12 protein-coding genes are annotated in these 14,199 nt (G+C 58.2%); 7 read left to right on the top strand and 5 right to left on the bottom strand.

All coding sequences use genetic code 11. The features are described 5' to 3' along the window. The first annotated feature begins 11 nt into the window (after window positions 1-11). From aroB to trpS, 6 genes are all read left to right on the top strand, one after another. The gene (gene aroB, locus SPL01S_RS13895) at window positions 12-1,109 is read left to right on the top strand and encodes a 3-dehydroquinate synthase (protein ID WP_004951314.1); all 1,098 of its coding nucleotides are present in this window, start codon (window positions 12-14) and stop codon (window positions 1,107-1,109) included. Window positions 1,110-1,266: 157 nt separating this feature from the next. Then, a complete protein-coding gene (locus SPL01S_RS13890) occupies window positions 1,267-2,337 on the top strand; it encodes an SPOR domain-containing protein (RefSeq protein ID WP_062868926.1) in 1,071 nt (356 codons plus the stop codon). Between the two features lie 317 nt (window positions 2,338-2,654). After that, complete coding sequence (gene dam / locus SPL01S_RS13885; RefSeq protein ID WP_004951307.1) at window positions 2,655-3,467, top strand: adenine-specific DNA-methyltransferase; 813 nt, start codon at window positions 2,655-2,657, stop codon at window positions 3,465-3,467. A 112-nt stretch (window positions 3,468-3,579) separates the two neighbouring features. Then, window positions 3,580-4,257: a ribulose-phosphate 3-epimerase gene (gene rpe, locus SPL01S_RS13880; RefSeq protein WP_006319070.1), complete on the top strand. Its 678-nt coding sequence runs from the start codon at window positions 3,580-3,582 to the stop codon at window positions 4,255-4,257. After that, window positions 4,250-4,948 carry a phosphoglycolate phosphatase gene (locus SPL01S_RS13875; protein ID WP_063200605.1) on the top strand — a complete coding sequence of 233 codons (699 nt, stop codon included), beginning with the start codon at window positions 4,250-4,252 and terminating at the stop codon, window positions 4,946-4,948. Before rpe ends, SPL01S_RS13875 begins: the two co-directional genes overlap by 8 nt. 2 nt (window positions 4,949-4,950) lie before the next feature. Next, window positions 4,951-5,955 (top strand): tryptophan--tRNA ligase, encoded by a 1,005-nt coding sequence (gene trpS / locus SPL01S_RS13870; RefSeq protein WP_062868925.1) that lies wholly within the window; start codon window positions 4,951-4,953, stop codon window positions 5,953-5,955. A 51-nt stretch (window positions 5,956-6,006) separates the two neighbouring features. Here trpS and cysG read toward each other — a convergent pair whose 3' ends face one another. The 4 genes from cysG to nirB are packed head-to-tail and all read right to left on the bottom strand — an operon-like array spanning window position 6,007 to window position 11,163. Then, window positions 6,007-7,410 (bottom strand): siroheme synthase CysG, encoded by a 1,404-nt coding sequence (cysG, locus tag SPL01S_RS13865; RefSeq protein ID WP_063200602.1) that lies wholly within the window; start codon window positions 7,408-7,410, stop codon window positions 6,007-6,009. A 49-nt stretch (window positions 7,411-7,459) separates the two neighbouring features. Continuing rightward, window positions 7,460-8,260 carry a nitrite transporter NirC gene (gene nirC, locus SPL01S_RS13860; RefSeq protein ID WP_063200599.1) on the bottom strand — a complete coding sequence of 267 codons (801 nt, stop codon included), beginning with the start codon at window positions 8,258-8,260 and terminating at the stop codon, window positions 7,460-7,462. A gap of 30 nt (window positions 8,261-8,290) precedes the next feature. Further along, the gene (nirD, locus tag SPL01S_RS13855) at window positions 8,291-8,617 is read right to left on the bottom strand and encodes a nitrite reductase small subunit NirD (RefSeq protein WP_063200596.1); all 327 of its coding nucleotides are present in this window, start codon (window positions 8,615-8,617) and stop codon (window positions 8,291-8,293) included. Then, the gene (gene nirB / locus SPL01S_RS13850) at window positions 8,614-11,163 is read right to left on the bottom strand and encodes a nitrite reductase large subunit NirB (protein WP_063200592.1); all 2,550 of its coding nucleotides are present in this window, start codon (window positions 11,161-11,163) and stop codon (window positions 8,614-8,616) included. Before nirB ends, nirD begins: the two co-directional genes overlap by 4 nt. Window positions 11,164-11,466: 303 nt before the next feature. On the opposite strand from nirB, the gene SPL01S_RS13845 reads away from it, so the two are divergent. Next, window positions 11,467-12,735 carry a cytosine deaminase gene (locus SPL01S_RS13845; RefSeq protein WP_269668871.1) on the top strand — a complete coding sequence of 423 codons (1,269 nt, stop codon included), beginning with the start codon at window positions 11,467-11,469 and terminating at the stop codon, window positions 12,733-12,735. A 62-nt stretch (window positions 12,736-12,797) separates the two neighbouring features. Here SPL01S_RS13845 and tsgA read toward each other — a convergent pair whose 3' ends face one another. Continuing rightward, window positions 12,798-13,982, bottom strand: coding sequence for an MFS transporter TsgA (gene tsgA, locus SPL01S_RS13840; RefSeq protein ID WP_062868921.1), 1,185 nt, complete (start codon window positions 13,980-13,982; stop codon window positions 12,798-12,800). Window positions 13,983-14,199: the final 217 nt, after the last annotated feature.

Raw genomic sequence — 14,199 nt, 5'->3', positions numbered from 1 at the left:
CTGAGCGCGACATGGAGAGAATTACCGTAACGCTTGGGGAGCGCAGCTACCCGATTACCATAGCCGCCGGATTGTTTAACGATCCGGCTTCTTTTATGCCGCTAAAGGCGGGTGAACAGGTCATGCTGGTCACCAACCAAACCTTGGCGCCGCTCTATCTGGACCGGGTCCGGAAGGTGCTTGAGCAGGCGGGCGTAATGGTGGATCAGGTGATTTTGCCTGATGGCGAACAGTATAAATCCCTTGCCGTGCTTGAGCAGGTGTTCTCGGCGCTGCTGCAAAAGCCTCATGGTCGCGATACCACATTGATCGCGCTCGGCGGCGGCGTGGTGGGCGATCTTACCGGTTTTGCCGCGGCTTGCTATCAGCGCGGTGTCCGCTTTATTCAGGTTCCTACCACCTTGCTTTCGCAGGTGGACTCTTCCGTTGGCGGCAAAACCGCCGTCAATCATCCGCTCGGTAAAAACATGATCGGCGCATTCTATCAGCCTGCTTCAGTGGTGGTTGATCTGGACTGCCTGAAAACCTTACCGGCGCGTGAGCTCTCCTCTGGCCTGGCTGAAGTGATCAAGTACGGGATCATTCTCGACAGTGATTTCTTCGTCTGGCTGGAAAACAACATCGATGCGTTGGTTGCGCTGGATATGAATGCCCTGGGCTATTGTATCCGCCGTTGCTGTGAACTGAAGGCCGAGGTGGTTGCCGCTGATGAACGCGAAAGCGGTCTGCGCGCGCTGCTGAATCTGGGCCATACTTATGGCCATGCGATTGAAGCAGAAATGGGCTATGGTGTATGGCTGCACGGCGAAGCCGTTGCCGCCGGCATGATGATGGCGGCGGAAACCGCGCATCGTCTCGGCCAGTTCTCCGCCGAGGATATTGAACGCATTAAAACACTGTTGTTGCGCGCGGGTTTACCGGTGTGCGGGCCGCAGGAAATGGCGCCGGAATCTTATTTGCCGCACATGATGCGCGACAAGAAAGTGTTGGCCGGCGAACTGCGTCTGGTACTGCCGACGGCCATTGGTCAGGCGGAAGTTCGTGGCGGAGTCGGGCATGATGTGGTGCTTGCTTCTATCGCGGCTTGCTTGCCTGAACGGAACGCCTGAGTAAATCGGACGAAGTAACAGTGGCTTAGCCGCTGTTTACATCTATATTAATAATGTGCAAAGCATGACTGATGTCGCTTTGCCATCTCGGGTTAATCTGCTCGTACCACGGTAGGTCTACGGTGGTGGGCTTTTGCCTCTAGTTGGAGGGTTTCAGATGGATGAGTTTAAACCGGAAGACGATCTCAGACCTGATAGCAGCGATCGTCGTCCTGCACGTTCGCGTAAACCGGCTCCGGGACCACGCTTTGCCGTTTCGCGTCAGCACTTGATGATTGGCATCGGTATTCTGGTGCTGCTGTTGCTGATTGTCGGTATCGGCTCGGCGTTGAAGGCGCCTACCAAGCATGAAGCGGCACAGGAAGGCGCGCAAAACGGCGCGGCCAAAGACATCAACCTGTCCGGTTCTTCGTCGCTGACCACCGGCAATACCGGTGTTCCAGGCGGCACGACCGATACCAATGACAATAACGGCGTGAGCAGCACTTCCGCGCAACAGCCGCAAAATGTCAGCGTTCCACCGATCTCCAGCACTCCGACAGAAGCGCAACCGCAGCCGGTGCAGGATGGCGCGCAGCAGCGTGTCGATCTGCCGGGCAATATGTCGGATGCGTTATCCGCCCAGCAGGGCCAGGTTGATGCGGCGACGCAGGGCATGAGTGGCCCGGCTTCAACGCTGCCTACGGCTCCGGCCACCCTGATGAACGGCGCCGCCGCTACCGTGGCTAAAGAAGCAACTCGCCCGGTTCAGGGCACTGCGCCACAGCAACATAAGACACCGGCAAAAACCGTCGGTAAACCGGCGACGACGCAGCAGCATAAAGCGCCAACCACGGTGTATACCCCGGCTCCTTCCGCTAAACCGGGAGCGGCAAGCAGCAAAACGGGCACGACGAGCGCCAAAGCTGACACGACGAGTGCCAAGGCGGGCGTTGTTAGCGGCAGCGGCAGTTCGTTGCAGTCTGCCCCGGCCAGCCACTATACCCTGCAGTTGAGCAGCGCTTCGCGCTCCGATACGTTGAACGCCTACGCCAAGCAGCAGAAACTGCAGAATTATCAGGTGTACGCGACCCAGCGTGACGGTAAAGCATGGTACGTGCTGGTGAGCGGTAATTACGCTTCTGCGGCTGAAGCCAAGCGCGCAATCGCGACGCTGCCGGCGGATGTTCAGGCGAAAAAACCGTGGGCCAAGCCTGTACGTCAGGTTCAGCAGGACCTGAAAAAGTAACCCAATAGATTTCAAGCTGCAGTCAGGGCATGGATTTCATGCATTGTAGGGATGTAGATGCTGCGGCCGTAGTAAGCGGGGCGAAGACTTTTGCCCTTACGGTGATGGGGGGCAAGTGTGCCGTGAGCAGATTTGCCCGCCCCCTGCGGTGGCTCCGAGAGGGGTAGGCTCATGGACAGGCCAAATAACTGCACGCAGTCGACATTGCTGCAGCTTGAAAGATGAAGGGTATAATCATTTAAATTTGTGCGCTGATGTGCTGTCTGAAACAGAGTACAATCCGCCGCTCTGAATTGTATAAGTAGCTAACTGACGGCATGAAGAAAAACCGCGCTTTTTTAAAATGGGCTGGTGGAAAATACCCGCTGGTTGACGAGATTCGTCGTCATCTGCCGGCGGGCGACTGCTTAATCGAACCCTTCGTGGGTGCGGGTTCAGTCTTCCTGAACACGGAGTACGACGCCTATATTCTCGCCGACATCAACAGCGATCTTATCAACCTGTATAACATCGTTAAGCTGCGTACGGATGATTTCGTGCGCGATGCCCGCCTTCTTTTCACCGATGAGTTCAATCAATCGGATCGCTTTTACCTGCTGCGCGAAGAGTTTAATACCAGTGCCGATGCCTATCGCCGCGCGCTGCTGTTTCTCTATCTGAACCGCCACTGTTATAACGGCCTGTGCCGGTATAATCTGCGTGGAGAGTTCAACGTCCCGTTTGGACGTTACAAGAAACCGTACTTCCCGGAAGAAGAGCTGTACTGGTTCGCTGAAAAATCCCGCAACGCCACTTTTGTCTGCGAGCATTACCGCGATACCATGGCAAAAGCCGAGCGCGGGACGGTGATATATTGCGATCCGCCGTATGCGCCATTATCGGCGACGGCGAATTTTACCGCTTACCACACCAACAGCTTCAGCATTGCCGATCAGCAAAGCCTGGCGTTAATGGCGCATCAGCTTTCTGTGGAAAGCCAGGTGCCGGTATTGATTTCCAACCATGACACCGAGCTGACGCGTGACTGGTACCAGCATGCCGCGTTGTACGTGGTGAAAGCGCGCCGCACCATCAGCCGTAATATTCTTGGTCGCAGTAAAGTGAACGAGCTTTTGGCGCTCTATCGTTAAACCGGGGTACGCCCCGGCGTATATGCCCGGCGGATTTCAGGTGCAGACAACCACGCTGCGGCTTGAAACGCGAAGGGTATAACAATTCGAACCCTACGTTTGGAGATTGCGGATGAAAAAGTTTTTAATTGCCCCGTCCATTCTGTCGGCAGATTTTGCCCGGTTAGGTGAAGATACTGCTAACGTGCTGGCCGCAGGCGGCGACGTGGTGCACTTCGACGTGATGGATAACCACTACGTTCCCAATCTGACCATCGGGCCGATGGTTTGCCAGGCGCTGCGCGACTATGGCATCACCGCGCCGATTGACGTGCATCTGATGGTGAAACCGGTCGATCGCATCGTCCCGGATTTCGCTGCGGCGGGCGCCAACTATATCTCTTTCCATCCGGAAGCCTCCGAACACGTCGATCGCACCATTCAACTGATTAAAGAGCACGGCTGCAAGGCCGGCCTGGTATTCAACCCGGCGACGCCGTTGAGCTACCTGGATTACGTCATGGATAAAGTCGACGTGATCCTGCTGATGTCGGTCAACCCGGGCTTTGGCGGCCAGTCGTTTATCCACGGTACGCTGGATAAGCTGCGCCAGGTGCGCAAGCTGATTGACGAAAGTGGCCGTGATATCCGTCTGGAAGTCGATGGCGGCGTGAAAGTAGACAATATCGCCGAGATTGCAGCGGCGGGCGCGGATATGTTTGTCGCCGGTTCAGCGATCTTCGGCAAGCCGGATTACCGCAAGGTGATCGACGAGATGCGCAGCGAACTGGCGAAAGTGACTCATGGCTGATTTCAGCGCGATCCGCGCTCTGGCCTTCGATCTCGACGGTACGCTGGTAGACAGCGCGCCGGGGTTGGCGGCAGCCATCGATCTGGCGCTGGCCGAAATGGGCCTGCCGCAGGCCGGTGAAGCCCGCGTGGGGACCTGGATTGGCAATGGCGCCGACGTGCTGGTGCAGCGTGCGCTGCGTTGGGCTGAAGTGGAAGCCACGCCGGAACACAACTGTCAGTTGCGTGAGCGTTTCGATCACTTCTACGCGCAAACCGTCGACAGCGGCAGCCGCCTGTTCCCACAGGTGAAAGAAACGCTGGCCCGCCTGGCCGCACAGGGTTATCCGATGGCGCTGGTGACCAACAAACCGACGCCGTTTGTTGCGCCGTTACTGACCGCGTTGGGCATTATCGATTATTTCTCGCTGATCATCGGCGGTGACGACGTGGTGGAAAAGAAACCGCATCCGGCGCCGCTGTATCTGGTGCTCGGCAAGCTTGGTCTGCGCGCCAATGAGCTGTTGTTCGTCGGCGATTCGCGCAACGATATTCAGGCTGCACAGGGGGCGGGTTGCCCAAGCGCTGCGCTGACCTACGGTTATAACTACGGCGAGGCTATTGCCCTGAGCCATCCCGACCGCGTGTTGGAGCGCTTTGCCGATTTGTTGCCCTCTCTTGGGCTGTCATCTTTAGAGAATCAGGAAATTTAAACATGAGTAAGCCCATCGTATTTAGCGGCGCGCAGCCGTCCGGTGAACTGAGCATTGGCAACTACATGGGTGCGCTGCGTCAGTGGGTTAAGCTGCAGGACGATTACGACTGCATCTACTGCATCGTCGATCTGCACGCCATCACCGTACGTCAGGACGCGGAAAAACTGCGCAAGGCTACGCTGGATACGCTGGCGTTGTATCTGGCCTGCGGCATCGATCCGCAAAAGAGCACCATCTTTGTGCAGTCGCACGTGCCGGAACACACTCAACTGAGCTGGGTGCTGAACTGCTACACCTATTTCGGCGAGCTGAGCCGCATGACCCAGTTCAAAGACAAATCCGCGCGCTATGCGGAAAACATCAATGCCGGCCTGTTCAGTTACCCGGTGCTGATGGCGGCGGACATTCTGCTGTATCAGACCAACCAGGTGCCGGTCGGCGAAGACCAGAAACAGCATCTGGAATTGAGCCGTGACATCGGCCAGCGTTTCAACGCGCTGTATGGCGATGTGTTCAAGGTGCCTGAGCCGTTCATTCCCAAGTCTGGCGCGCGCGTGATGTCGTTGCAGGATCCGACCAAGAAGATGTCCAAGTCGGACGATAACCGCAATAACGTGATCGGCCTGCTGGAAGATCCGAAAGCGGTGGCCAAGAAAATCAAGCGCGCGATGACCGACTCCGAAGAGCCACCGGTGATTCGTTACGACGTGGCGAACAAGCCGGGCGTATCCAACCTGCTGGATATTCTCGCGGGCGTGACCGGCAAAAGCATCGCTCAGCTGGAAGCCGAATTTGAAGGCCAGATGTACGGCCACCTGAAAGGCGCGGTTGCCGATGCGGTATCCGGTATGCTGGGTGAGTTGCAGGAGCGTTATCACAACTTCCGCAATGACGAGGCCTTGCTGCAGCAGGTGATGCGTGACGGTGCGGCCAAGGCGCGTGCGCGCGCTCAGGAAACGCTGGCGAAGGTTTACCAGGCGGTAGGTTTCGTATCACAACCGTAATGTTTTGCGCAGAGAGAAAAGCGGCCATGAGCCGCTTTTTTTACGTCGGTATCAGGCCATTTGAGCCAGCTTTTGCGGCGTTTCCTGGCTGGAGAACCAGTTCAGCTTGCTGCGCAGGCTCACCACGCTGCCGACGATAATCAGGCTTGGGCTGGCGGCCTGTTGGGCCAGCGTTCCCAGTTGGTTCAGCTCGCCTTCGATCACCCGTTGACGGCATGAAGTGCCGTTTTCCACCAGCGCCACCGGCGTGGTCGTGGGCATGCCGTGGGCAATCAGCTGGCACTGGATGTCCGCGGCCTGCGTCAGACCCATGTAAAACACCAGCGTTTGCTGTCCGGCGGCCAGCGTCGCCCAGTCCAACCCGCCGTCGCTCTTGGCGTGGCCGGTCACCAGCCGCACGCTCTGCGCATGGTCGCGATGGGTGAGGGGAATGCCGCTGTAGGCAGAACAACCGGAAGCGGCGGTAATGCCCGGCACCACCGAGAACGGGATATTGGCATCGGCCAGCGTTTCCAGCTCTTCGCCGCCACGGCCGAAAATAAACGGGTCACCGCCTTTCAGCCGCACAACGCGTTTACCCTGTTGCGCTTGCTCCAGCAGGATGCGGTTGATCTGCTCCTGCGGCACGCAATGATGGCCCGCGCGTTTGCCGACGAAGATACGCTCGGCATCGCGGCGCACCAGCGTCATGATCTCGTCGGACACCAGCCGATCGTAAACCACCACGTCGGCTTGCTGGATCTGTTGCAACCCCTTGAGCGTCAGCAAGCCGGCGTCCCCCGGCCCTGCGCCCACCAGCACCACTTCGCCGGACTCCTCCGCAGGAGAGTCGAACAACTGTTCGATCTGCCGTTGCGCCAGCGCCTGGTCATCATTGGCCAGCGACTGCGCCAGCCGGTCATGGGCAAACAACTTCTCCCAAAAACGACGGCGGGCACCTGCACCGGTAAAGTGCCGTTTCACCCGTTGGCGCAGTGAGCCGCCCAGTTGCGCCAGCTTGCCAAGATGCTGCGGCAACACGGCCTCCAGTTTTTCACGCAGTAGCCGTGCCAGCACTGGCGCCTTGCCGCCGGAGGACACCGCGACCATGATCGGCGAGCGATCGATAATCGACGGCATGATAAAACTGGCGCGTTTGGGATCGTCGACAACGTTGCAGAATACCCGTTGCTGGTTGGCGCACTGATAGACCAGCGCGTTGACCTCGAGCCGATCGGTTGCGGCGATGACCAGCCATTTTTCCGCCAGCAATACTGCGCTGAATTCCCCTTCCACCAACCTAACCCGGCCAAGGGCCGCCCACTCGTGGAACTGGGGGCTGAATGCGCAGGCGTTGACGGTCAGTAACGCGCCGGCGTCCAGCAGCAGACGCGCCTTGCGTTCGGCGACCTCGCCGCCGCCGACCAGCAGGCAGGCTTTGTGTTGCAGTTGGCAGAAAATCGGCAGGTAATCCATCGGCAAACCTCGAGCAATTGGCAACGGGGGCGCAGTGCGCCCCGAAATATTATGCAGCCTGGCGCGCTGCGGTTTTCTCGGCCTGCGGACGTTCGGCACGCGGAGTGGCGTACCAGTAACCCAGGCCCATCAGGACCGAGCCGGACAGGATATTGCCCAGCGTCACCCACAACAGGTTATGGCCGATCCCGCTCAGCGTGTAGGCTTCGCTGTGATGGCCGAACCAGGACAGGGCGAACAGCGTCATGTTGGCGACGGAGTGTTCGTAGCCGGAGGCGATAAAGGCCAGCAGGCACCACCAGATGGCGATGAACTTGGCGGCGCCCTCGACGCGAATCGCCATCCAAATCGCCAGGCAAACCAGCCAGTTGCACAGTACGCCTTTGAAGAACAGCACCTCGGCGGGGGCGGTGGTTTTCGCCAGCGCGGCAGTATGTATCAGGCTGGTGTCCACCGGCAGCAGGCTACCGCCGCCGTAGTAATACATCAGCGCCACCAGCACCGACCCCAGCAAGTTGCCCAACCAGGTTTGCGGCAGGACTGCCCACATCTGGCTCTGGCGGATGGTACCGGCTTTGACGCCCAGCGTCAGGAACATGGTATGGCCGGTAAACAGCTCGGAACCGGCGATGATCACCAGCGTCAGCGCGATGCCAAAGGTGGCGCCCATCACTAATGGCCGAAGGGCCGGATCGACCAGATTGCCAAGGGTGAAGATTAAAATGATGCCGAGGCCGACGTAAGCCCCGGCCATCGCCGAGCTGATCCAAAATCCCAGCGGGCTGTCTTTCGACAGCCTGACGATGCGCGCCGCGTTGGCGGCGCATTTGTTGATGGTATCGGTGAACATGCTGCTTCCCCTGAGGTTAAAGTGAAAATGTCAGGCCGCGACCTGCACCATACCGTCGACTACCCGGCTGGTGAAATGCGCGACGGAGCGGCTGCCGTCTTCCAGGCAGTAGCCGTCGTGCAGGCGGAAATGCTGTTTTTTCAGCGGGCTGGCGACCCACAGTTCACCCTGATGTTCGGCGATCAGGCCGCGCGACAGCACGCTGGCCTGGGCGAAGGGATCGATATTGCTGATAGCGAAGACCCGCTCATCGGCATGGGGGCGGAATACTGCCACCTGCTGTTCGCCGATCAGGGCACATACGCCGGTGCCGGGCAGGATATCAGTAACGGGGCAAAGGGTGATCCACTGGCTCATACGTTGTTCTCCTCAGCGTCCAGCAGGGTGACGGGAATGCGTTCATCCGGGCGCGCCGGCCGATGCTGTTCGCGCTCGGCGACGATCTGTACGTTAGGATCGCGCAGGCTGCTGTTGATAAAGTGGGCGAAACGGACCTGCGCCTGCGGATCTTCGACGGCTTCTTTCCACTCGCAGATAACCGCATCGCGCAGGCGGGCGATTTCGATTTCCAACTGATCGTTGATGCCCAGTTTGTCGTCAATGATCACCTTGCGCAGATAATCGATGCCGCCTTCCAGGCTCTCCAGCCACACCGAAGTGCGTTGCAGCTTATCGGCGGTGCGGATGTAGAACATCATGAAACGGTCCAGATAACGTTCCAGCGTAGCACTGTCGAGATCCGCCGCCAGCAGGTCGGCGTGGCGAGGTTTCATGCCGCCGTTACCGCATACGTACAGGTTCCAGCCGTTCTCGGTGGCGATGATGCCGACGTCCTTGCCCTGCGCTTCAGCACATTCGCGGGTACAGCCGGAAACGCCGAACTTCATTTTGTGCGGCGTGCGGATGCCTTTGTAGCGGTGTTCCAGTTTGACGCCAAACCCGACGCTGTCACCCACGCCAAAGCGACACCAGGTGCTGCCGACACAGGTTTTCGACATACGCAACGCCTTGGCGTAGGCATGGCCGGTTTCAAAACCGGCGGCAATCAGCTTGCTCCAGATAGCCGGCAGGTCGTCTTTCTGCGCACCGAACATGCCGATGCGCTGAGAACCGGTCATCTTGGTATACAGGTTGTATTCCTTGGCAATCTGGCCGACCGCCATCAGCCCGTCCGGCGTAATTTCACCGCCGGCGGAGCGTGGGATCACCGAATAAGTGCCGTCTTTCTGGATATTGCCGAGGAAGTTGTCGTTGGTGTCCTGCAGCGGTGTGTGCTGCGGTTTGAGCACGAATTCATTCCAGCAGGAAGCCAGCAGCGAGCCGACGGTCGGTTTACAGACTTCACAACCGTAACCTTTGCCGTATTTGGCCAGCAGTGCGTCGAAGGACTTGATGCCTTCAACGCGGATCAGGTGGTACAACTCCTGGCGTGAATAGGCGAAGTGTTCGCACAGATGGTGGTTAACCTCGATACCTTGTTTGCTCAGCTCGGCGTTCAGCACTTGGGTGATCAGCGGAATACAGCCGCCGCAGCCGGTACCGGCCTTGGTTTCTGATTTTATCGCCGCGACGGTGTGGCAGCCCATGCCGACCGCCTTGACGATGTCGCCCTTGGTGACGTCGAAGCAGGAACAGATTTGCGCGGTGTCCGGCAGGGAATCCACGCCGATGGCCGGTTTGCTGCCCGCGTGCGCCGGCAGGATCAGGCCGTCCGGGTTTTCCGGCAGTTCAATGGCGTTCAGCGCCAGTTGCAACAGATTGCCGTAGTCGCTGGTATCGCCCACCAGCACTGCGCCGAGCAGGGTTTTATTGTCGGCGCTGACGATGATGCGCTTATAGACTTCTTTGCTTTCATCCAGATAAACGTAGCTGCGCGCGCCTTCAGTGCGACCGTGGGCATCGCCAATGCCGCCAACGTCCACGCCCAGCAGCTTCAGCTTGGCGCTCATGTCGGCGCCCTGGAAGGCATTTTCACGGCCCAGCAGATGATCGGCTGTGACCTGCGCCATTTTATAGCCCGGCGCCACCAGGCCAAAGGTGCGCTCACGCCAGGAGGCGCACTCGCCAATAGCGTAAACGTCCGGATCGGAGGTTTGGCAATTGTCGTTAATCACGATGCCGCCACGGCGGGCGGTAGCCAGACCACACTGGTGAGCCAGCTTGTCCTGAGCGCGGATGCCGGTGGAAAACACGATAAAGTCCACTTCCAGCTCGGTGCCGTCGGCGAACTGCATGGTTTTACGCGCCTGTTCCCCACCGTTGACGATCTCTTTCGTGTTTTTACCGGTATGCACTTTGACGCCCATGCGTTCGATCTTGCGGCGCAACTGATCGCCGCCCATAGGATCGAGCTGTTCGGCCATCAGCATTGGGGCGAATTCAATGACGTGGGTTTCGACGCCCAGGCTTTTCAGCGCCCCGGCGGCTTCCAGACCCAGCAGGCCGCCGCCAACCACCGCACCGCGTTTGCTGCGGCGTGCGCAGGCTTCGATGGCGTTCAGATCTTCAATGGTGCGGTAGACGAAGCAATCCTGGCTTTCCGAGCCTTTAATCGGCGGGATCCACGGGTAGGAGCCGGTGGCCATAATCAGCTTGTCGTAGTAAAGGGTGCGGCCGGTATTGGAGTGAATGACCTTCTCACTGCGGTTGACGGTAATGGCGCGTTCGCCAACCAATACCTTCACCCCCTGTTTTTCGTAAAAGCCTTCGCGTACCAGCGAAAGTTCTTCGGCAGTATGGTGGGCGAAATAAGAAGACAGGTGCACGCGGTCATAGGCGATGCGCGGTTCTTCACAAAACACGGTGATCTCAAACTGGTCTTTGTCCGCTTTTTCCAGCAGATCTTCGATAAACCGGTGGCCGACCATGCCATTCCCGATGACAGCAAGTTTGACTCTGCTCATTATTGCCTCAAAATTCTGATTTCCTAGGCTTACCTTATGCCTCCCCACGGGCAATTTATTGATGCAAATCAAGTGCACCTTCATATACCTCTAATGTGGTATATGGATGATTTTTCTAGATATTTGATAAGTTGCGGTTTTTATTCATCTTTAGCTGAAACGAGCCAGTTGCTGCGAACCTTACCCCTTCGGGAGTAGCGGAAGGAGTAATAAACTTTTTGCGGCTTTGTCAGCCGGATCCTCTGCCAGTATGATGAATAAAACGAGCCGTAACAGCAGAGGTGAAGGGTGGCCCAGAGTCCATTGAAGTTTATCGACAACCTGCGTTTGAGCGGGCATGAAGGGTTGTGGCAACTGGCCATTGAGCAGGGGCGCATTGCCCATCTGGTGCCGCAACCTGAGGGGCCGGAGTGGCGCAGCGACGTGCTTGATGCGCAAGGCGGGCTGGCGCTGCCGGCGTTTGTCGAGCCGCATATCCATTTGGACACCACCCAGACCGCCGGACAGCCAGCCTGGAACCAGTCCGGCACCCTGTTTGAAGGCATTGAGCGCTGGGCGGAGCGCAAGGCATTGCTGACCCATGAGGACGTCAAACAACGCGCCTGGCAGACGCTGAAATGGCAGATCGCCAACGGCGTGCAGTACGTGCGTACCCATGTTGACGTCTCCGATCCGACCCTGACCGCGCTGCGCGCCATGCTGGAGGTGAAGCAGGAGGTCGCGCCCTGGGTGACGCTGCAAATCGTCGCTTTCCCGCAGGAAGGCATTATGTCCTATCCCAACGGCGAGGCATTGCTGGAAGAGGCGCTGCGGCTGGGGGCTGACGTGGTGGGGGCCATTCCGCACTTCGAGTTCACGCGCGAATACGGCGTAGAATCGCTGCACAAGGCCTTTGCGCTGGCGCAAAAATACGATCGGCTGGTGGACGTACACTGCGATGAGATTGACGATGAGCAGTCGCGCTTTGTCGAAACCGTGGCGGCGCTGGCGCTGAAGCTGAATATGGGCGCCAAGGTGACCGCCAGCCATACCACCGCGATGCACTCCTATAACGGTGCTTACACGTCACGGCTGTTCCGCCTGTTGAAAATGTCCGGCATCAACTTTGTCGCTAACCCGCTGGTCAATATTCACCTGCAGGGGCGCTTCGACAGCTACCCGAAACGGCGCGGCATCACGCGGGTGAAAGAAATGCTGGAAGCGGAGATTAACGTCTGCTTTGGCCACGACGACGTCTTCGATCCCTGGTATCCGCTGGGGACCGCCAATATGCTGCAAGTCCTGCACATGGGGCTGCACGTCTGCCAACTGATGGGATACGGCCAGATTGACGACGGGCTGAAACTGATCACCAGCCACAGCGCGCGCACCCTGCACCTGACCGATTATGGCCTGGCGGCGGGCAACAGCGCCAACCTGGTGATCCTGCCGGCGGAAAGCGGCTTTGACGCGGTGCGCCGTCAGACTCCGGTGCGCTATTCGATTCGTCAGGGGGCGGTGATTGCCGAGACCCGGCCGGCGGAAACCACGCTGTATCTGGCGCAGGATGAGAAGGTGGATTTCCGGCGCTAAGGCGTGGGCATTTCCATAAAAAAAGGCGCCTTAGGCGCCTTTTTGATGTCACTGACGGCAGATTAGTGCGTCACGTGACCGTGGCTGCGGTGCTTGGTAACGAAACCGAGCAGCAGACACATGACGAACACCGCCAGGTACAGGCCGTTGGCGGTGGTCAGCGCAGCGTGTGCGCCGCCTTTGGCCACGATCGGGCCGGTGACCACGAAGGTCAGCATGGTGCCGATGGTGCCGCAGGTCAGGATGAAGTTAACCAGTTTCGGTGAGGACACCTTGGTTTGCAGCGAGCCTAGGGTGATCAGCGTGGTGTAGATCGCGCTGGAAACAAAGCCCAAAGCCATAATGTAGTAGCCCAGGTGTTCCGGATTGTCGGTGCTGACGAACAGGTACATCGCGCCGGTCGCCAGAGCGGCCAGCACGGTGACGATACGTTGCAAGTCAAAGAAGCGCAGGATAAAGCTGAACACCCACATGCCAACCATGTACGAGGTCCAGAAATCGCTTACCAGCTTACCGGCCTGGCCGATGTCCATCCCGAAGGACTTGGTGGCGTATTCCGGCACCCATTGGATAAAGCCCAACTGACCGAGGATATAGCACAGAGCGGCGATCGACAGGAACAGCACGCCGACACCCCATTTCTCTTTCGCTACCGGCTGGCCGGCATTGGCGCCTTTGTTGCCCAGCACCGGGAACTCGGAGAACAGGGTCAGCACGAAGATGCCCACGTACAGCAGGCCGATGCAGGCATACACCCAGTACCAGCCGATATGACGCGCCAGCAGCATCGCGGCGACAATCGGGAAGATCATCCCGGCCATGCTGAAGAAAGAGTCAGTGAACAGCAGGCGCGAACCGCGCTGGCGGCCGGCGTACATATGGGTGATCAGGAAGGTGCCTATCGACATGGTGATGCCGCTGACCACGCCAAGGATAAACATGCACAGGGAGAACATCGTCAGGCTCTTGGTCACCATCAGCCCGGCGACAGCCAGTACCATCAGGATAAAGCCAAACATCAGTTGACGCTTCAGCGGAATGATTTCCATCAACCAGGCGTTGAGGAAGATCGAAATCAAGATGCCGGCGTTAAGGAAAGTAAAGGTGTTGCTCATGCTGGAAACCGGCAGATTAAAGTACTCTGCAATGTTCCCCATCACCATCCCTGTGACGATAACTAAAGCGCCGGTCAGCGCGTAAGAAAAATAGCTGATCCAGGTAAGCCGTAGACGGTTGCTGTCATTCATTATATAGGCCTGATTATGTCTGTTAGGATTACACCCGTCGCCTTTCAAACCGCAGTTGGGCGCCCAGCTGCAATTTGAAATTCATGGGATATAACACTGGGTTAAGGCCGCTGGCTTTTCCTTGTAAAAGCAGAAAAGTCCCGATCAGGCCACCAGGGAGCGGATCCTAGCACAGACAACGGGAGTTTTTGTGATGGCTGTCGATTTTTTGATGCAA

The organism is Serratia plymuthica NBRC 102599 (assembly GCF_001590925.1).
Taxonomy (GTDB): domain Bacteria; phylum Pseudomonadota; class Gammaproteobacteria; order Enterobacterales; family Enterobacteriaceae; genus Serratia; species Serratia plymuthica.
The sequence above is the reverse complement of the archived record's forward strand: the minus strand, read 5'-3'. Positions and strand labels throughout refer to the sequence as shown.